This window comes from Actinomadura sp. WAC 06369, assembly GCF_003947565.1.
GTDB classification, from domain to species: Bacteria; Actinomycetota; Actinomycetes; order Streptosporangiales; family Streptosporangiaceae; genus Spirillospora; species Spirillospora rifamycini.
Genome location: NZ_QHJN01000010.1, coordinates 51,672 through 70,104, shown reverse-complemented (window position 1 = coordinate 70,104; position 18,433 = coordinate 51,672). Strand labels below are relative to the sequence as shown.

At 75.8% G+C, this 18,433-nt stretch carries 18 protein-coding genes; 9 read left to right on the top strand and 9 right to left on the bottom strand.

Going from position 1 to position 18,433, the window contains the following annotated elements:
- The first annotated feature begins 11 nt into the window (after positions 1-11).
- Genes DMH08_RS04660 through DMH08_RS04630 form a run of 8 tightly spaced genes read left to right on the top strand, consistent with a single transcriptional unit; the run spans position 12 to position 9,231 of the window.
- Complete coding sequence (locus DMH08_RS04660) at positions 12-2,033, top strand: lycopene cyclase family protein (protein ID WP_158642248.1); 2,022 nt, start codon at positions 12-14, stop codon at positions 2,031-2,033.
- Complete coding sequence (locus DMH08_RS39945; RefSeq protein WP_026406062.1) at positions 2,030-2,587, top strand: hypothetical protein; 558 nt, start codon at positions 2,030-2,032, stop codon at positions 2,585-2,587. The genes DMH08_RS04660 and DMH08_RS39945 overlap by 4 nt, the downstream gene beginning before the upstream one ends.
- Positions 2,584-4,254, top strand: coding sequence for an AMP-binding protein (locus DMH08_RS04655; RefSeq protein WP_158642247.1), 1,671 nt, complete (start codon positions 2,584-2,586; stop codon positions 4,252-4,254). The genes DMH08_RS39945 and DMH08_RS04655 overlap by 4 nt, the downstream gene beginning before the upstream one ends.
- Entirely contained in the window at positions 4,251-5,429 is a 1,179-nt protein-coding gene (locus DMH08_RS04650) for an acyl-CoA dehydrogenase family protein (protein ID WP_199747618.1), read from the top strand. The genes DMH08_RS04655 and DMH08_RS04650 overlap by 4 nt, the downstream gene beginning before the upstream one ends.
- The gene (locus DMH08_RS04645) at positions 5,426-6,544 is read left to right on the top strand and encodes an SDR family oxidoreductase (RefSeq protein WP_125611920.1); all 1,119 of its coding nucleotides are present in this window, start codon (positions 5,426-5,428) and stop codon (positions 6,542-6,544) included. The genes DMH08_RS04650 and DMH08_RS04645 overlap by 4 nt, the downstream gene beginning before the upstream one ends.
- The gene (locus DMH08_RS04640) at positions 6,541-7,500 is read left to right on the top strand and encodes an NAD-dependent epimerase/dehydratase family protein (RefSeq protein ID WP_125611918.1); all 960 of its coding nucleotides are present in this window, start codon (positions 6,541-6,543) and stop codon (positions 7,498-7,500) included. Before DMH08_RS04645 ends, DMH08_RS04640 begins: the two co-directional genes overlap by 4 nt.
- On the top strand, positions 7,497-9,002 hold the full coding sequence (locus DMH08_RS04635; RefSeq protein ID WP_125611916.1) for a PEP-utilizing enzyme: 1,506 nt from the start codon (positions 7,497-7,499) through the stop codon (positions 9,000-9,002). The genes DMH08_RS04640 and DMH08_RS04635 overlap by 4 nt, the downstream gene beginning before the upstream one ends.
- Positions 8,977-9,231 (top strand): phosphopantetheine-binding protein, encoded by a 255-nt coding sequence (locus DMH08_RS04630; protein WP_125611914.1) that lies wholly within the window; start codon positions 8,977-8,979, stop codon positions 9,229-9,231. The genes DMH08_RS04635 and DMH08_RS04630 overlap by 26 nt, the downstream gene beginning before the upstream one ends.
- Here DMH08_RS04630 and DMH08_RS41420 read toward each other — a convergent pair.
- Both DMH08_RS41420 and DMH08_RS04620 read right to left on the bottom strand, forming a co-directional pair.
- Positions 9,212-10,183, bottom strand: coding sequence for a PEP-utilizing enzyme (locus DMH08_RS41420; protein WP_125611912.1), 972 nt, complete (start codon positions 10,181-10,183; stop codon positions 9,212-9,214). The genes DMH08_RS04630 and DMH08_RS41420 overlap by 20 nt on opposite strands.
- A gap of 79 nt (positions 10,184-10,262) precedes the next feature.
- Entirely contained in the window at positions 10,263-10,718 is a 456-nt protein-coding gene (locus DMH08_RS04620; RefSeq protein WP_125611910.1) for a MarR family winged helix-turn-helix transcriptional regulator, read from the bottom strand.
- Between the two features lie 89 nt (positions 10,719-10,807).
- On the opposite strand from DMH08_RS04620, the gene DMH08_RS04615 reads away from it, so the two are divergent.
- Positions 10,808-12,322 carry an MDR family MFS transporter gene (locus DMH08_RS04615; RefSeq protein ID WP_125611908.1) on the top strand — a complete coding sequence of 505 codons (1,515 nt, stop codon included), beginning with the start codon at positions 10,808-10,810 and terminating at the stop codon, positions 12,320-12,322.
- 2 nt (positions 12,323-12,324) lie between these two features.
- Here DMH08_RS04615 and DMH08_RS04610 read toward each other — a convergent pair whose 3' ends face one another.
- The 7 genes from DMH08_RS04610 to zwf form a co-directional block, all read right to left on the bottom strand.
- Positions 12,325-12,984, bottom strand: a complete 660-nt coding sequence (locus DMH08_RS04610; protein ID WP_125611906.1) for a response regulator transcription factor — start codon at positions 12,982-12,984, stop codon at positions 12,325-12,327.
- Between the two features lie 29 nt (positions 12,985-13,013).
- Complete coding sequence (locus tag DMH08_RS04605; protein WP_026406054.1) at positions 13,014-13,442, bottom strand: pyridoxamine 5'-phosphate oxidase family protein; 429 nt, start codon at positions 13,440-13,442, stop codon at positions 13,014-13,016.
- 40 nt (positions 13,443-13,482) lie between these two features.
- The gene (locus DMH08_RS04600; RefSeq protein WP_125611904.1) at positions 13,483-14,625 is read right to left on the bottom strand and encodes a sensor histidine kinase; all 1,143 of its coding nucleotides are present in this window, start codon (positions 14,623-14,625) and stop codon (positions 13,483-13,485) included.
- 84 nt (positions 14,626-14,709) lie between these two features.
- Positions 14,710-15,042: a cupin domain-containing protein gene (locus tag DMH08_RS04595; RefSeq protein ID WP_026406053.1), complete on the bottom strand. Its 333-nt coding sequence runs from the start codon at positions 15,040-15,042 to the stop codon at positions 14,710-14,712.
- A 72-nt stretch (positions 15,043-15,114) separates the two neighbouring features.
- Entirely contained in the window at positions 15,115-15,873 is a 759-nt protein-coding gene (gene pgl, locus DMH08_RS04590; RefSeq protein ID WP_125611902.1) for a 6-phosphogluconolactonase, read from the bottom strand.
- Positions 15,870-16,799: a glucose-6-phosphate dehydrogenase assembly protein OpcA gene (opcA, locus tag DMH08_RS04585; RefSeq protein WP_034521809.1), complete on the bottom strand. Its 930-nt coding sequence runs from the start codon at positions 16,797-16,799 to the stop codon at positions 15,870-15,872. Before opcA ends, pgl begins: the two co-directional genes overlap by 4 nt.
- The gene (zwf, locus tag DMH08_RS04580; RefSeq protein ID WP_026406051.1) at positions 16,799-18,325 is read right to left on the bottom strand and encodes a glucose-6-phosphate dehydrogenase; all 1,527 of its coding nucleotides are present in this window, start codon (positions 18,323-18,325) and stop codon (positions 16,799-16,801) included. The genes opcA and zwf overlap by 1 nt, the downstream gene beginning before the upstream one ends.
- Positions 18,326-18,433: the final 108 nt, after the last annotated feature.

Sequence of the window (18,433 nt, the reverse complement as noted above, 5' to 3'; positions counted from 1 at the left end):
TGGAGACGCCCGTGACCGAGCAGGTCGATGTCCTCGTCGTCGGCGGCGGCCCCGCCGGCACCGCGGCGGCCGCCGCCCTCGCCCGCCGGGGCCTGCGGACGGCGCTCTGCGACGACCCGCCGGGGGGAACGTTCCACGACGTCATCGTCAGCGGCCCCGCCCGCCATGCCCTGGGGACGCTCGGCGGATGGGACGAGGCGTCCACGCGTCCGATCGAGACGCTCGACCTGTGGTTCGGCGCCCGCACCCGGCGCGTGATCGACGACGCGGGGATGGCCGTGTGCGACGGCGCCCGCCTGACCGCGTCGCTCCGCGGTGCCGCCGCCGAGGCGGGGGCCGTGCCGCTGGGCGGACGGGTGACCGGCCTGGACCGCACCGGCGACGGCCACCGCGCGACACTGGCGGACGGCTCGGTCGTCACCGCCGCGCACGTCGTCCTCGCCACCGGAGCCGCCTCGAGCCGCCGGCATGCCGGCGGCGATGCCGGCGCCGCCGGCGCGCGGTCGCAGTGCGCGCGCCGCTTCACCGGTGTCGAGGCCGATGACCGGATCCTGCTCCAGCTGGTCACTCCCGACGCCGCCGACCCCAAGGCCCAGCCGTCCTGCGTCTGGGTGCTGCCCGCCTCCGGCGGCGGGGTCACGATCAGCGTCACCGGAGGCGGCCGGGACCCGGAGGCCCTGATGGCCGGGGCCCTCCAGGGGCTCGCCGAGGCCGATCCGCGGTTCGCCGGAGCACGCCCGGACGGCCCGCTCTCGTGGGGCCCGGTCGACAGCGGCTTCGCCCCCGAGCAGGCGGTGGACGACGGCCGCCTGGTGGTCGGCGACGCCGCCGGCCTCGTCAACCCGTTCACGGGCGAGGGGCTGAGCTACGCGGTGCAGAGCGGGCTGCTGGCCGCCGAGTCCATCGCCCGCCACCCCGGCGACCCCGAGGCGGCGGCGCGCTCCTACGGCAGGGCGCTCGCCCGGGCGTTCGTCGGCTACTTCGAGACGGCCCGGCACGCCGCCCGGCGCTACCACCTCGCCTGGCGGGTGCTCGCGGCGACCGCCGAGAGCGACCACCCGTTCTTCTCCAAGGGCCGCCGGGCGGTGCTGCTGCCCGAGGGCATCGCGGGCGTGACCGCCGCCGAGCCCTTCGACGCGGGCGCGGAGGAGTCGCTGCTGCTGCAGCCCTTCCTCGCCGGCTGCGACGAGGTGTCGGTCGCGGCCGTCCGGCGGGAGTGGCCGTTCATCGCGCGGATGCTCATCACCGGCGGCGGGCCCACCCACCGCAGCCTCCGGCCGGCGGTGCTGCTGTGCGCCGGCCTCATGAGCGCCGGCGCGTTCCCCGACATCGGACGCGTCACGACCGGCTCGGCCATCGAGCTGGCCTCGCTCGGCGGGCTGGCCTTCCTCGGCCCGGCGGCGCCCGCGCTGCCCGGCGGCCGGGGCGTCGACTGGTCGTCGGCCACCACGGTCCTCGCCGGGGACTTCCTCCTCGCCCAGGCGTGCACGCTGGTCGCCAAGCACGCACCCGAGCTGTCGTGGTCGTTCTCCGACTGGCTCGCGGAGCTGACGGTGCTGCGGGCCCGGTACCTGGACGCCGCCCCGGGCACCTCGGCCACCGACGTGTTCGCCGCGATGTTCGAGTATCCGCTCCGGGCGGGGGCGCTGCTCGCGGACGCGCCCTCCGGGGCCGTCGCCCCGCTCCGCGAGTTCGGCCGGCACTGCGGCCGCGCCTTCGTGCACGCCGAGGACCTCCTCGCGCTGCGCGGGGAGCGCACCCGCCTGGACACCTCCCTGGCGGCGCTGCTCGACGGGCGGGTCTCGGCCCTCCCGGAGCTGCTCGACGAGCCCGGACTCACCGCCGCGCGGCTCGCCGCCGACGCCGGGCTGCGCGATGCGGCGCTCGCCGCGGCGGCCGCCGCCTGCCTGGAGGAGCGCGGCCTCGCGCGGAAGGCCGCCGCCGAGCTGACGGAGGACCTGCCCGCGCGTGTCCTGCTCGGCTTCGCCGACGCGGTGGCCGCGCCCGCCGCCGCGTCCGGAGGGCACCGGTGAGGGACGCTTTCGAGGTGCTGCACGCCCTGTGCGTGAAGGGGACGGCGGGAACCGCGCACCTGACGCTGATGACCGGCCGCCCCGAGCCCGCCGTCCGGCGCGCCGCGCAGGACCACGCCGCCGCGGGCACGGCGGTCTTCGTGGCCGCCCGCGAGGCGTGGCGGGTCACCGCCCGGGGACGGTCGCTGCACGCGGCGGAGCTGCGCGCGGACCTCGCGCCCGATGCCGCCGGGGTGCTGCGCGCCTGCCACGAGCGGTTCCTGCCGCTCGACCACCGCGTCAAGGACCTGTGCACCCGCCGGCAACTCGGGGAGACGGCCGAGGCGGCCGCCCGCGCGGAACTGGCGGAGCTGCACCGGGACCTGCTCGCGGTGGCGGAGCGGATGGCCGGCGCACGGCCCCGCTACGCCAGGTACGCGAGCCGCCTCACCGCCGCGCGCGACCGCTTCGAGTCCGGGGACTCCACCGCGCTGACCGGCGTGCTCTGCGACTCCTACCACGAGGTCTGGATGGAACTGCACCGCGACCTGCGGCTCACCCTGGAGCTGCCGTGACCGCCGGGCTCCTGGAATGGCTCGACGCGCCGTCGGCGTCCGAAGGACTGCGGTACCTGACCGACGACGGCACCTGGGAGTCCGTCCCGTACACGCGGCTCGCCGGGCTCGTCCGCGCGACCGCCCGCGACGTGCGCGACCACGGGCTCACCACCGGGCAGGCCGTCGCCGTCCTGCACCGGACCGGGCCCGGGTTCGCCGCCGCGTTCTTCGGGGTCCTCGCGGCCGGCGGCACCCCGGCGCCGCTCGCCCCGCCCGCCGCCCTCGGCGACACCCGGCGGTGGCGTGCGCACGCGGCGCACGTGATCGAGGAGTGCGGCGCCGCCCTGGTCCTCGCGGAACGGGACCTGGCCGAGGTCGCGGCCGACGTCGCCGGGCCGTCCCGCGCGGTCCTCCCGCCCCCGGACGCGCGCGACGCCGAGCCCGGACCGTGGGCGCCGGCGGAGACGGCCCTCCTGCAGTTCACCTCGGGTTCGCGCGGCAGGGCCCGCGGCGTCAGGGTGAGCCGGGGCAACCTGGAGGCCAACATCGCGATGATCGGGCAGCGCTGGGCCGACCGGGCGGCGGGCACCGGCGTGTCCTGGCTGCCGCTGTACCACGACCTCGGTCTGATCTTCGGGTTGCTCACCCCGGTGGTCCGGGGGGAGTCCGTCGGGCTGATGCGGCCCGAGCAGTTCGTCCAGCAGCCGCTGCGCTGGCTGCGCGAGCACCACGGCCGGCCGGGCACGGTCATGCTGGTGCCCAACTTCGGCCTGGAGTACGTCGTGCGGCGCGTCCGGCCCGACCGGCTCGGCGGGCTGGACCTGTCGGGGGTCGAGGCGATCGTCACCGGCGCCGAACGGGTCCGCCTGGACGCGGCCGCCGCGTTCCTGGAGCTGCTGGGCCCCTGCGGCCTGCGCCCGTCGGCGCTGAGACCCGCCTACGGGCTGGCGGAGGCCACGCTCGGCGTCTCCTGCGCACCGCTGGGCCGGGTCGCGAGAGCCGTCGCGGTCGCCCCCGGACCCGTCCGGATGGGCGAGCCGCTGCCGCTGGTCGGCTCGGCGACGGTCTCGCGCCGCCCGCCCGCCGGACCCGGGACCTGGCACGTGGGCTGCGGGACTCCGCTCGACGGGCTCACGGTGCGGATCGTCGACGACGCCGGCCGCGCTCTCCCGGACGGGAGCCTCGGAGAGATCGCCGTGCGCGGGCCGTCGGTGGCGCTGGGCCACACCAGCGAACAGGAGGACCGGGCCACCCGGTTCGAGGACGGCGAGCTGTTCACCGGCGACGCGGGCTTCCTGCTCGACGGGGAGCTGTACGTGGTGGGCCGCATCGGCGACAGCCTCCAGGTGCGCGGGCGCAACGTGTACGTGGAGGACCTCGAAGCGGCGCTCGCGGAGGAAGGGCTGCTCACCCGGCAGCGGACCGCCGTGCTCGCCGGGTATCTGGGTGACGAGCCGACCGTGTGCGTGCTCACGGCGGCGCCGTCCGCGGAGAACGTCGTCGCCTGCCTCGCCCCGCTGGTGGGTCCGGACGTGACCGTCCGCGTCGTGCGGGTGAAGGCGGGCGTGATCGCGCTGACCTCCAGCGGCAAGCCCCGCCGCCGCACGATGTGGCGGCGGCTGCTGGCGGGGGAGATCGACGGCCCGCTGCTGGCCTCGTCCGAGCACGCGGGGGCCCGGCCGTGACGCCGCCGCTGTACGGGGCCGGCCTCACCGGCCCGCACGTGGACGCCTTCCGCGACCGGGTCCGCGCCGCCGTGGACGACGGGATCATGCCGCTGGTGCCGGCGGCGGAGGAGGCGGGCGAGTTCCCCCGCGCGGCGCTCGCCGCGCTGGGCCGCACCGGGCTGGTCCGGGAACGCTGGACGCCGGGTCCGGGCGGCGATCCGGGGCGCGCCGCGATCCTGGCGGAGGAACTGGCCCGGGCGGGCGGTGTCGGCATCGGCGTCGGCATCGTGGTGGAGACCGTGGCCGCGGCCCTCACCCGGTACGGCCGGTCGGACCTGCTCGCGGGCACGCTGGAGGGCGTGCTGAGCGGCGATCTGGTCGGCTGCTTCGGCGCTTCCGAGCCCACCGGCGGCTCGGATCTGAACGGCATCGCGACCACGGCGGTCCGGGACGGGACGGGCTGGCGGGTGCGCGGTGAGAAGAAGTTCCTGTCGCTGGGGCGTGCCGCCGACTTCGCCCTGCTCCTGTGCCGTACGGGCGACTCGGGCCTCGCCGCCCTCAGCCTGGTCCAGGTCCCCGCCGAGGGCCTGCGCGAGGTCCGCAGGCTGACCAAGCTGGGCACCGCGTCGCTGGACACCACCTGGACGGCGGTCGACACGTGGGTCCCCGGCGAGGCGATGGTGGGCCGCCCCGGGCTCGGCCTGACCGTGGCGACGTGGGCGCTGAGCCACGAGCGGATGGCCGTCGCGGCGCACGCGGTCGGGGTGTGCGAGCTGGCGATCGGGCTGGCCTGCGCGCACCTGCACCGCCGCGAGCAGTTCGGCCGGCCGCTGATCGAGCACCAGGCGCTCCGCCTGCGGCTGGCGCGGCTCCAGGCCGAACTGGTCGTGCTGCGCTCCGGGGTGCACGGCGCGGCCGCGACGGCGTTCCAGCCGGGCGGCGCGGGCGCGCGGGAGGCGGCCGCGCTGAAGGTCACCGCCGTCCGGTTCGCGGAGAAGACGGTCACCGAATGCATGCACCTGTTCGGCGGCGCCGGATACCTGGAGGACGAGACACCCATGGCGAGGATGTGGCGGGACGTCCGGATCGGCCGGGTCGGCGGCGGGACGGACGAGATGATGTGGGAGATGGTGGCGTCCGGGCTCGTCCCCGACTTCGCCGCCTACGACGCCACCGTCGGGACCGGCGAATGAGGCTCCTGGTGGCGGGCGCCACCGGTCAGCTCGGCGCCGGCCTGCTGGAGACGATGGGCGAGGCGGGCTGCACGATGATCCCGCTGCTGCGCGTCCCGGAGCCGGGACGCCGGACGGCGGGGCGGCTGCGGCCGCCCGATCCGGCGCTGGTCGGCGAACCCGTGCGGGGCGATGTGCGGGTGCACCGCTGGGGCCTGGACGAGGCCGCGGTCCGGCGGCTCGCGGACGAGGCCGACGCCGTCGTGAACCTCGCCGGCCAGACCAACTGGGCCGGACGCGGCAGCGACATCTACGCCACGCACGTGCTGGGCGCCGAGCACGGGTACCTCCTGGCCCGGGAGCTCACCGCGCTGTCCGGGCGCCGCATCCCCTACCTGTACGCCGGGTCGGTCTACGCGGCGGGGGGCGCGGTCGGCGCGGTCGCCGAACAGCCGTACCCGCGCCGTGCCGACCGGACGGTCTACGAGCAGGCCAAGCTGCTGGCGGAGCGGCGCCTGACGGCGCTGGCCGGCGAGGACTCCCCGCTGCTGATCCTCCGGCTGTGCGCGCTGGTGGGCAACAGCGCGACGGGGCGGACGCTCCGCCGCAACTCCCTCTACATGCTCGCGGACCGCTGGGACGACCTGCCCGGCGGGGTGCTGCCCGCGATGCCCGCCGCGCGGGTGGACGCGCTCCCCAGGGACGTGGCCGCGCGCACGCTGCTGCGGGCGGTGCGCCGGCTGGCGGGGCTGCCGGGCACCGAGGCGCTGATCTGCCATCTCGGCTTGGGCGAGACGGCTCCCAGCGTCCGCGGCCTGCTGGACGCGGCGTTCACCGCCGATCCGGAGCGGTTCCGGCGCGCGCCCCGCGTCGTCTCCGCGTCGGCCCGCCAGATCGTCTGGACGAGCCAGAACGCCCACCGGTTCCTGCCGCTGACGCCGACGGCGCACAACGCGCTCATCGGGCTGCGCTACGTCGGGCTGGACCGCGTCTTCGACCGGTCGCGGCTGGCGGCCCTGCTCGGCGGCGGGCTCCCGGAAGCCGGCCTCGGCCTGCTCGCCGGGCTGCTGTTCGGGCCGCCGCGGCGGCCCGACGCCGTGGCCGCCGGCGGCTCGATGGCGAGGTTCCCCGGATGAAGGTCCTCGTCGTGGGCGCCTCGGGCTACCTGGGCGGCGCGGTGTGCGCCCGCCTGGAGCGGGCCGGCCACGAGGTGATCGGCCTCAGCCGCTCCGGCGGCGGACCCGCGCGGCGCACCCTGCGGGGCGACGTGACCCGGCCGGCGCTCGCGCTGGCGGGCGCGGCGCTCGAGGAGGTCAGGGCCGAGGTGACCCACATCGTGACCGCCTTCGGCAGCGTCGACTGGGACTGCGGGCCGGACACGGCCCTGGACCTGCACGCCGCGGGGATCCGCAGCGTGCTCGGCCTGGCCCGCACGTGCGACCGGTTCACCGGGCTCGTCCACGTCTCGTCGCTGCTCGCGCTCGGACGCGCGTCCGGCCGGGTCGGGAACCGCGAGCTGTACGTCGGCCAGACGTTCCGGAACTGGTACGAGTACGGCAAGTACGTCGCCGAGAGTCTCGTGCGGGCGGCCCGTGACGTGCCGTCCACGAGCGTGCGGTTCGGCCCGCTCCTGGGCGTCCCCCCGGCGGCGGGCGCCCTGTCGGCGCGGCACGGCCTGCTCGCCGTCCTGCCGCCGCTGCTCCAGGGATACCCGGTCCACCTGCGCGAGGGCGGGGACTTCCCGTGCTACGCGGGCGAGGTGACGGGTGCGGCGGAGGTGGTGCACCGCGCGGTCGAGACGCCCGCCTCGGGACGCACCTGGACCTGGTTCGACCCCGCGGACCCCACGCTCGCGGAGGTGCTGCGGGCGCTGTGCCGCCCCCTCGGCCGCGTCCCGCGCATCGTCGACAGCGCGACGGTGGGCCGCCTGCAGCGCCTCCTCGCGTCCCGCACCGGGACGCCGGACGCCCTCCTCGGCTACGCGGAGCCGTGGTTCGACCTGGACCCGTCCGTCCTGGACGCCGTCCCGGGCGGTCCGCCGCGCTGCCCGGCCGGATACCTCGAGGCGACGGGCCGGGAGGTCTTCGCATGAACCCGCGCTTCCCGCCGATCGACGTCGACCCGAACCCGGCGTTCCCCGTCTACAGCGCCGGGAACTTCGGGGAGGTCGCGCCGGACCGGATCTCGCCCGTGTCCTGGTCGCTGGTCGGCACGCCCATGGAACGGGCCACCCGGCGCCTGGTCCGGCGCTGCTGGGGGGAGCGCCCCTGGGCCCAGGGCGGCCACTACGTCTTCGTCGGCTACTTCGCGTGCAAGCCCTACCACAACCTGTCCGCCTACACGCGGCTGGCGAGCCGGTTGCCCATGGTGAGCCCCGAGGACGTCACCGCCGCCTACTTCGAGGGGACCCGCCCGCCGCGGCTCGGGAAGGCGCGGGAGGGCGGGCTGCGGCAGGCCGCCGCGCTGCCGCGGCTGATCCGCGAGCTGACCCGGCTCGGCCCGTCGCTGCTGCGGCTGGAGGAGGAGGTCGCCGACCTGGAGATGCTCGCCCGTACCGCCGTGTCGCTGCGCAGCGAGGCGGGCATGGTGGAGGTCCTCACGCGCGCCGCGCCGATCCTGGACGACGCCTGGGACGCCCACATCGTCGCCGCCACGGGGCTGGTGCCGCTCGCCGTCGTGCAACGGCGGGTGAACGGCCTGATGGTCCCGCACGCCGAGACCGTCACCCCGTGGCTCAACCGGCCCGGGGAACTGGTGTGGGACCGGCTGCACGCCTTCACCGGCGACCTCGCGCCCGGCGAGTTCCTGGGCACCTCGTTCTACGAGGTGGCCGAGGGGCGGGAGCCGTGGTCCCGGTTCGCCGTCCGGCGGGGCACCGGACCCGGCTCCGAGCCCGGCGGCGGCCCCGGCACCGATCCCGTCGTCGACCCGGCCGAGGCCGCGATCGGCATGCTGAGCCGGCGGCGCCGTCGCCCGGTCGGCGCGCTCGCCCGGATCATGGCGGAGATGATGGCCTCCAGGGAGCACTCGAAATCCCTGGTCATGCGGACGCTCCACGTTCACCGCAGGGTGCTGCCGGAGCTGGCCCGCCACTGGTCGCTGGACGATACGGAATGGCCCTACCTCACGATCGAGGAGCTCCGCCGCGTCCACCTCGCTCCCGGCCTCGCCGACCGCGCGGCCGACCGCGCGGCCGCCTGCGCCGAGGCGGTCGGGACGCCGATGCCCGACCGCCTCGACTTCTCCGGCGGGGCGGGGCCGGTGCGGCCCGGCGCGGCCCGCGCCCGGGGAGTGTCGCCCGGCCGCGTGACGGGCGTGGTGGTGCACCCGCCCGCCGACGACGTCCCCGAGGACGGGGCCGCGATCCTGGTCTGCGAGTCGGCGGACGCCGATGCCGCGCCCCTGCTGGGCCTGGTCGGCGGGGTCGTCACGGGGCGGGGCAGCGCGATGTCCCACATCGCCATCCTGGCCCGCGAGCACCGGCTGCCCGCCGTGGTCGGCCACCCCGACGTCTCCGCGCTGCGCCCGGGGGATCTGATCACCATCGACGGAACGACGGGAGAGGTCCATGTCGAGTCGGCCTTCGCTGGATGAGTTCCTCACCGTCCTGGAGGACGCCTACGAGACCGCCAAGCGGATCCGGCGCACGATCCGCCCGGAGGACGATATCGCGCGCGGACTGGGGCTCGACTCCCTCGACGCCCTGGAGCTGCTCGTCGTCCTGGAGCTGACCTACGGCACGTCGCTGATCGATGTGCCCGCCATCGTCGACGTGGAGACCGTGGGGGACCTGTACGAATTGCTCATCGCCCAGTCACCCTGACGACGCCGGCGCCCCCGTCGACCGTGACGCGCGTTCCGTCGCCCAGCCTCAGGAGCGCGTCCCGGACCCCGGTGACGCAGGGGACGCCCAGCTCGCGGGCGACGATGGCGGCGTGGCACAGATTCCCGCCGACGGTGGTGACCATGGCGGCCGCCTCCGCCATGAGCGGCACCCAGTCCGGACCGGTGTCGGCGACCACCAGTACCGACCCGGGCCGCCAGGACGGGTCGTACGGATCGGCCGGGCGCGCCACGGTGCCCGTCACGACGCCCGGTGACGCGGGGACGCCGGTGAGCGGCCCGGCGTTCTCGACCCGTTCGGGCACCGGCCGGGTGACCGGCCGGTACTGCACCCAGGTCAATCCCGACTCCAGGACGGCGAACTCCAGGTCCGCCACGCCTCCGAGAGCGCGCTGCACTCCGAGGCAGGCCCGCCCGGCGGGCCCGGTGCCGCTCCCGCCGGTGCACTCCTCGGCCTCGCCGGACGCCCACTCCAGGCGGCCGGCGTCCGGCGTCCGTCCGATCCACACTCCGGCCGCCCGGGGCGGCTCGTACCGCTGGAGCACGACGGCCACCTCGACGTCCCGGACGGCGAGGCCGGCCCTGGCCTGGTAGGCCCGGACGCGCTCGGCCGCCCCGGAGCCGGCGACCCGGGCGATGGCGCCCGGCAGGCCGTCGAACGGGACTCCCAGTTCGGTGCGGAAGAGCCCGGCGAAGGAGTGCCCCGGCCCGTCCTCGACGGCGGCGGAGCTGCGGACGGCCCACGAACCCGGGCCGGCGAGCCCGCCGAGGTCGGCGCCGCCGAGATCGGCCGGGGACGGTCCGGCCGGAAGCACCCATGTCGCGGGCACGCGGAACCCGTGGCGCCGCAGCACGGCGAGGCCGCGGCACTTCCCGCCCAGCGCGGTCCGCGTGTCGTCCGGGTCCACTTCATCGAGCTCGAGCGGCTTCACCGGACGGAGGATACGCCCGGCCCGTCGGCCCGGTCCATCGCCGCCGCCGGTTCACCGCCTCGCCCGGCGCCGTACGGGCTCAGCCGTCGTAGCCGTCGACGAAGCGGGCCAGGAGGCGGGCGAACTCGGCGCGTTCGGCGTCGGTCCAGTCGCCCATCGCCCTCGCGAAGTGCTCCTGGCGGGTGCGGCGGGTGGCCTCGACGACCGCGCGGCCCGCGTCGGTGAGCTCCAGGTGGATGCGGCGCCCGTCTTCCTGGGAGGCGACCCGCCGGACGTAGCCGGACTTGACGGCCTCGGCGACGATGCGGCTGCCGCGCGAGGCGTCCACGCCGAGGCGGGCGGCGACGAGCCCGACGCTGACCTCCTGGCCGGGCCGGTCCGGGCCCTCGTCGACGATGTCGACCACGTGCAGGACCTGCACGTCCACGGGGAGGTTGTGCTCCCGGACCGCCGCCTTGCCGAGCCGCTGCCGGGACATCCCGCGGCGCAGCCGCACCATGCTCCGCTCGACGGCGTCGATCGCCTCCTCGCTCATGGCAGGAGAGTCTAACGCCGCCGTTGCGTCGCTCATGTATGTGCGTCTAGCATTCATTTGACTTTCGCACATGAATGTGAGGTGCACGGATGGCCGTGACAACGGATGGGCGGGCGCCGGGGGACGGCATGACCCCCCGGCGCCGGGTGCTGGTGTTCGGGGGCCTCATGCTCGCGGGCCTGATGTCGTCGCTGGACGCGACGGTGCTCGCGACGGCGCTGCCCACGATCGCCGGGGACCTCGGCGGCGCCGACCGGCTCGCGTGGGTCTCGACCGCGTACATCCTGGCGACGAGCGTCACGGTGCCGCTCTCCGGACGGCTCGGCGACCTGTTCGGCCGCAAGCCCGTCTACCTGATCGGGCTGCTGGCCTTCCTCGCCGGCTCGGCGGCGTGCGGGGCGGCGCCGTCGATGGGCTGGCTGATCGTGTTCCGGGCGGTGCAGGGCGCCGGCGCGGGCTGCCTCATGGGCTCGACGTTCGGGCTCACCGGCGACCTCTTCGAGCCCCGGGAGCGGGCCCGGTACCAGGGCTACTCCGCGGTCAACTTCGCGGTCGCGACCGTCGCGGGGCCGATCCTCGGCGGCTTCCTCACCGACCACGCGTCCTGGCGGTGGGCCTTCTACCTGAACCTGCCGCTGGGCGTCGCGGCGGCCGTCGTGATCGTCGCGTTCCTGCGGCTGCCCGCGCCCGACCGCGAACCGCGCGTCGACTACCTCGGCATCGTGCTGCTCGGCGCCGCCGTCACCTGCTTCACCCTGTTCACGAGCCGGGCCGGGACGCACCACGCGTGGACGTCGCCGGTGGTGCTCGGCCTCGCCGCCGGGGCGGCCGTCCTGTTCGCGGCCTGGCTCCTCGCCGAGCGGCGGGCCGCCGAACCGGTCGTGCCGCCGCGGCTGTTCCGCGACCGCTCGTACGCGGCGGCCTGCGCCGTCGCGGCCGTCGGCGGCGCCACCGGCTTCGGGCTCGCGACCTACCTGCCGATGTTCTTCCAGGTCGTCGGGGGAGCGGACGCCACCCGCTCCGGACTGCTCGTGCTGCCGATGATGCTCGGCCTGCTCGCGTCCTCCCTGCTGGCCGGGCGCTACATCGCGCGGACCGGCCGCTACCACCGGCTCCCCGCCGCGAGCATGGCCGTCAGCGCCGCGGGCGTCGCGCTGCTGGCGGGCATGGACGCCGGCACGGGCATGCTCGCCGCCGGGCTGTACATGGCGGTGCTGGGCTTCGGCGCCGGCCTGTCGCAGCAGGTCGTCGTGCTCATCGCGCAGAACGCGGCGCCGCGGCGCGACCTCGGCGCGGCCGGTTCCGGGGTGTTCGCGACGCGGATGCTCGGCACCGCGGCCGGGACGGCCGTGTTCGGCGCGATCGTGACGAACCGGTTCGCCGCGGAGGCCGCGGACCGGATGCCCGGGGACGCGCCGCCGCTGCGGGACGCCGTCCGCCCCGAGGTCCTCGAAACGCTGCCCGCGCCCGTCCGGGACGGCGCGGCCGACGCCTTCGCGCACGCGTTCTCGGCCGTGTTCCTGTCCGCGCTGCCGCTGCTGGCCGTGGGCTTGGCGGCCGCGCTCGCGCTGCGGCACGTCCCGCTGGAGCCGCGCGGTCGCTGAAACTACTCGCCGAGGTCGGCGTCGTGGACGAGCAGCGCGACCTGCACCCGGTTGTTCAGTTCGAGCTTGGTCAGCAGGCGGGAGACGTACGCCTTGACCGTCGCCACGCTCAGCGACAGCTCGCGGCCGATCTCGGCGTTCGTCCGGCCCCGGCCGACCAGCAGCGCGACGGCCCGCTCGCCGTCGCTGAGCCGGCCGAGCAGCCCGCGGGCGCGGTCGCGGGCCGGGTCGACCCCGGAACCGGCCGCGTACGACATCAGCCGCCGCAGCACCGTCGGCGACATCATCGGCTCCCCGGCGGCGACCTGCCGGATCGCGCGGATGATCTCCGGGGGAGGGGTGTGCTTGAGCAGGAACCCGCTCGCGCCCGCCCGCATCGCCCGCACGATGTGGTCGTCGGTGTCGAACGTCGTCAGGATGATGATCTCCGGCGGATCGCGGCGGGACCGCAGCAGCTCCGTCGCGGCCAGCCCGTCCAGCCGCGGCATCCGGATGTCCATCAGCACCACGTCGGGCCGGTGCTCGTTCACCGCGGGCACGACCTCGGCGCCGTCGGCGACGTCCGCGACGACGTCGAGGTCGCCCGCGTTCGACAGCATCATCGACAGGCCCGCGCGGACGAGCGCGTCATCGTCCACGATGAGCACGCGGAGGGAATCCATGCCGCAGACTCTACGGGGCCGGAGGGGCGTCAGGAGCGGTGCAGGCGCCGCCCGCTCACCTCTCCGGCGGTCAGGCTGAACCAGGCGCCGCGGTGCCCGGCGGGCCACGGCTCCACGCTCGCGACGGCGTCCCGCTCGTCCTCCGACAGCGGATGGGCGCCGCCGCGCAGCAGGACGCTCCACCCCTCGTGCGTCGCGGAGTCGATCCGGTCGACCTCGAACGCCATGCGGACCTGCCCGCCCGGCACGGCCGTCAGCAGGCTGCGGTTCATCCGCGCCGACTCCGACGTGCGGAAGATCACCGACTCGCCGTCGACCGCGTAGTTCACCGGGATGACCGTGGGGCCCTCCCCGTCGTCGAACGCGACCCGGCCGATGCCGCCGGGCGCGATGAGGCGCAGGCACTCCGCCCGGTCGAGCTCTTCCAGGACGGGCCGCGCGGAAGACTCAGAAGCCATGTCCCTCCCCATGCCCCGGCGCCCCGCCCGCCATGCATCCTCACAGGGGCAGCCGCGCGCGGAGCCGAAACCGGCCGCCCGCCGCGCCGTGCTCGAGCGTCCCGCCGAGCAGCGCCACCCGCTCCGCCAGCCCCACCAGGCCCGCCCCGGCGCCCGGCAGCGCCGGTTCCCGGCCGGGCGCCGTGGCGTTGTCGAGCTCGATCGTCAGCTCCGGCCCGGCGTCCAGGACGACCCGCACGGCGGCGTCCGGCGCGTGCTTGCGGGCGTTCGTCAGCCCCTCCTGGACGATCCGGTAGGCGTGCCGCCCGACCCGGTCGGGGACGGCGGCGGGATCGGGCACCCGGTCGTCCAGCTCGATCCGGGTCCCGGCGGCCCGCGCCTCCCGGACCAGCTCCGGGACGTCGGCGAGCGTCGGCTGCGGGCGCTGCGGGTCCTCGCCCGCGCCGGGGGCGCGCAGCACCCAGATCACCTCCCGCAGGTCCTCCATCGCCTCGTACGCGCTGCGCCGGATGATCCCGACGGCCTCGCGGTGCTCCTCGGGCGTGTCCGGGCGGAACTCCAGCGCCCCGGCGTGCACGGCCAGCAGCGAGATGCGGTGCGCGAGGACGTCGTGCATCTCCCGGGCGATCCGCTCCCGCTCCAGGTGCCGGGCCTCCTCGATGCGCAGCCGCTGCCCCTCCTCGGCCTGCCGCGCCCGCTCCCGCAGCGACTCGACGAGCTGCCGCCGCGACCGGATCAGCAGCCCCGTGGCGACCAGGAGCGCGTAGCCGAGGACGAAGACGGCCACCGACTCCAGCCGCTCCCGCGTCGTCAGGTCGGCCGGCAGGCCGAGGAACGCGCTGAGGATGAGCCCGCAGTTCAGCCCGGCCACGGCGAGCGCGGACCGCCAGGGGCGGTGCACGGCGACGCCGAACACCGCCATCGCGGTGGCGCCCCACGCCACCGAGCTGGTGAGCCCCCACACGGTGAGGAACAGCGCCGTGTGCATGGGGCGCGACCGGCGGAACAGCAGCAGCACCAGCATGCTGATGCCGCCCAGGACCGCCTCCTTGACGTCCTCCCATCCCGAGACCGCCTCATAGGTGTCCCGGGCGCCCGCGAGGACGAGAAGACCGATCACCAGGGCGCACGCCGTGACGAAGACGTCGCGGACCCACTCGCGGAAGGACCTGCGGAGACTCACGCGCACCACGCTAGCGGCCGGGCGCCCCGCCGGCAGTGGCCGCAGGTCGTCCGGACGATCGACTTTGGTAGCCCCCCGCGGGGATCAGCCGAGCTTCGCGACCGTCAGCAGGACGACCGAGTCCTCCAGCGCGTCGAGGGCGTGGCGGGCCGGCGGGACGATCAGCAGGTCGCCCGCGATCCCGTCCCAGGCGTCGTCGCCGCTGCGCAGCCGGACGCGCCCGGACCGCACCAGCACCGTGGCCTCGCCCGGGTTCTCGTGCTCGGACATGCCCGTGCCGGCCGTCAGCGCGATCAGCGTCTGCCGCAGCACGTGCTCGTGCCCGCCGTGGACGGTCTCGGCCGCCCGTCCCGACGATGCGGCGGACGCCTGCTCGAGGAGCCTGCGGGCCTGCGCGTCCAACGAGAGCTTCTGCATGCCCGTGGTCATTCCCGCGCCCCCCGCCCGTCACACTGGCCGCCCGGGGCGCGGGAACCGCGTTCCGTCCGGCTACCGGGGCCCCGGCCCGCCGCCGGCGGCGGCGCGGTCCACCAGGAGGAGGGTGCGCTCGGCGCCCCGGGCGCCCGCCACCGGCGCCTTCTCCGGTGCCGTGCCGGGCGCGAGCGCGAGCCGTACGGCGTCGGCCTTGCTCTCGCCCGCCGCCAGCAGCCACACCTCCCGCGCGGCCCGCAGCGACGGGTACGTCAGCGAGATCCGGGTCGGCGGCGGCTTCGGGGCGTCCCGCACCGGCACGACCGGGCCCGCGGCGGTCAGCTGCGGCATCCCGGGGAACAGCGACGCGACGTGCGCGTCCGGCCCGACGCCCAGCATCAGCACGTCGAACGCGGGCACCGGACCGTTCCCGCCGGCCGCTGCGGCCAGCTCGGCGGCGTACCGCCGCGCCGCGGCGTCGACGTCGTCGCCGTCGGGACCGTCGGACGCGGGCATGGCGTGCACGCGGGCCGGGTCGACGTCGACGCGGTCGAGGAGCGCCTCCCGCGCGCCCGTCTCGTTGCGCTCGGGATCACCGGACGGCAGGAACCGCTCGTCGCCCCACCACACGTCCACGCGCCGCCAGTCGACCGCGTGCCGGGCGGGGGAGGAGCCGAGGGCCGCGAGGACGGCGGTGCCGACGCCGCCGCCGGTCAGCACGATCGACGCGCCGCCCCGCTCGGCCTGGGCGTCGGCGATCGCCGTGACGAGCCGGGCCGCGGCGGCCTGCGCGACCGCGTCCGCGTCCGGGTGCGGGACCGCCAGCGGGGCGCTCACGCGTCCCCCGCCGCGCCCGCGAGGTCCTTGGCGAACCGGGCCGCCGCCTCCTGGTACACCTCGTCGGGGTCGAGCCGCCGCAGCTCCTCGGCCAGCAGCTCCGACATCGGCCGCCGCATCAGCGACACCTGCCGGTCCGGCTGGTCCGGCCGGCACAGCGTCGCGACGCGGCCGTCCGGGCGGTGCACCACGATGTCGCCGGACGCCGTCCGCAGCCGGACGCCGGTGATGCCGGGCCCCTCGGACACCGTGCGCTCCACGGGCACCCCGAGGCGGATCGACAGCCACGCCGCCAGCAGCTCCGCGCTGGGGCTGTCCGGCTCGGCCATCACCTCGCCGGACAGGATCTCGTCGTGGTCCTGGTCGAGCGCCGCCGCCAGCAGGGACCGCCAGTTCGTGACCCGCGTCCAGGTGAAGTCGGTGTCGCCCGGACGGTACCCGGCGGCGAGCTGCGCGAGGGTGCCGAGCCGGTCGCGGGCGGCGTAGGCGTCGGTCACCCGGCGCTGCGCCAGCCGGCCGAGCGGGTCCTTGGCGGGCACCTTCGGCACCTTCCCGCCGGGCCACCACGTCACCACGGGGGTGTCGGGCATCAGCAGCGGGACGACGACCGAGTCGGCGTGCTCGGCGAGCGGGCCGTACATCCGCAGCAGCACCGTCTCGCCCGGCCCCGTCTCGCCCATCCGGATCTCGGCGTCCAGGCGGGAGGAGTTGCCGCGCGGGTCCCGCGAGATGACGGTCAGCACCCGGCACGGGTGCTCCCGCGCCGCCTCCGTCGCGGCGCGGACCGCGTCGTACTGCGCCGACTCGTCCGTCACGATGATCAGTGTCAGCACCATGCCGACCGCGGGCCCGCCCATCAGGTGCCGCGCCTGCGTCAGCGCGTCCTGGATCTTGCGGGTCGAGGTCCCGGTGAGGTCGATGTTCATCAGAGCCTCCTCCACGAGCGGCCGTCCCGCGCCATCAGCTCGTCGGCGCTGTCGGGCCCGTAACCGCCGGACTTGTACTGGTCGAGGTCGCCGCGCTCGGCCCAGAACTCCTCGATCGGGTCGAGGATCTTCCAGGACAGCTCGACCTCCTCCTGCCGGGGGAACAGCGGCGGGTCGCCGATGAGCACGTCCAGCAGCAGCCGCTCGTACGCCTCGGGGGACGCCTCGGTGAACGACTCGCCGTACGCGAAGTCCATGTTGACGTCGCGGATCTCCATCGAGGTGCCGGGCACCTTCGAGCCGAACCGGACCGTGATGCCCTCGTCCGGCTGCACCCGCATGACCAGGGCGTTCTGCCCCAGCTCCTCGGTGTCGGTCTGCGAGAACGGCTGGTGCGGCGCCTGCTGGAACACCAGCGCCACCTCCGTCACGCGGCGGCTGAGCCGCTTGCCGGTGCGCAGGTAGAACGGGACGCCCGCCCAGCGGCGGTTGTCGATCTCCAGCTTGACCGCGGCGTAGGTCTCGGTGCGGGAGTCGGCGGGGATGCCGTCCTCCTGCAGGTAGCCCTTGACGTTCACACCGCCCTGCCACCCCGCCGCGTACTGGCCGCGCGCGGTGGACTCCGCCAGGTTGCCCGGCACCCGCACCGACGACAGGATCTTGGCCTTCTCGGCGCGGACGGCCTCCGCGCTGAACGACGTGGGCTCCTCCATCGCCGTCAGCGCCAGCAGCTGCAGCAGGTGGTTCTGGATCACGTCGCGGGCCGCGCCGATGCCGTCGTAGTAGCCGGCCCGGCCGCCGATCCCGATGTCCTCGGCCATCGTGATCTGCACGTGGTCGATGTACCCGCGGTTCCAGATCGGCTCGAACATCGAGTTGGCGAACCGCAGCGCCAGGATGTTCTGCACCGTCTCCTTGCCGAGGTAGTGGTCGATCCGGAAGATCGACTCCTCGGGGAACACGCGGTGGACGGTGGCGTTCAGCTCCTTGGCGGTCGCCAGGTCGCGGCCGAACGGCTTCTCGATCACGACCCGCCGCCACGACCCGTCCGTCCGGTCGGCCAGGCCGCTGCGCTGCAGCTGCTCCACGGCCTGCGGGAAGAACTTCGGCGGGATCGACAGGTAGAACGCGTAGTTGCCGCCCGTGCCGCGGCTCTCGTCGAGCTCCTTGACGGCCATCGCCAGCGCCTCGAACGCGCCCGGGTCGCCGAACTCGCCGGGGACGAAGTGCATGCCCTCCGACAGGTGCCGCCAGACGTCCTCGCGGAACGGGGTCCGGGCGTGCGCCTTCACCGACTCGTAGGCGATCTGCCGGAAGTCCTCGTTCTCCCAGTCCCGGCGGGCGAAACCGACCAGCGAGAACCCCGGCGGGAGCAGGCCCCGGTTCGCCAGGTCGTAGATGGCCGGCAGCAGCTTCTTGCGGGACAGGTCGCCGGTGACGCCGAACAGCACGAGCACGCACGGCCCGGCGACCCGCGGCAGGCGCTTGTCCCGCGGATCCCGGAGCGGATTCGCTGACTCGGTCACGTGGCGGCCCCCTCTGCTCGCACCCTGTCTTCTCCTGCTCTGTCCGCCGCGGGTATCCTCACGGCCACTCTCGTCACTGGGCATCTGTCACTGGGCATCATGCTCAAG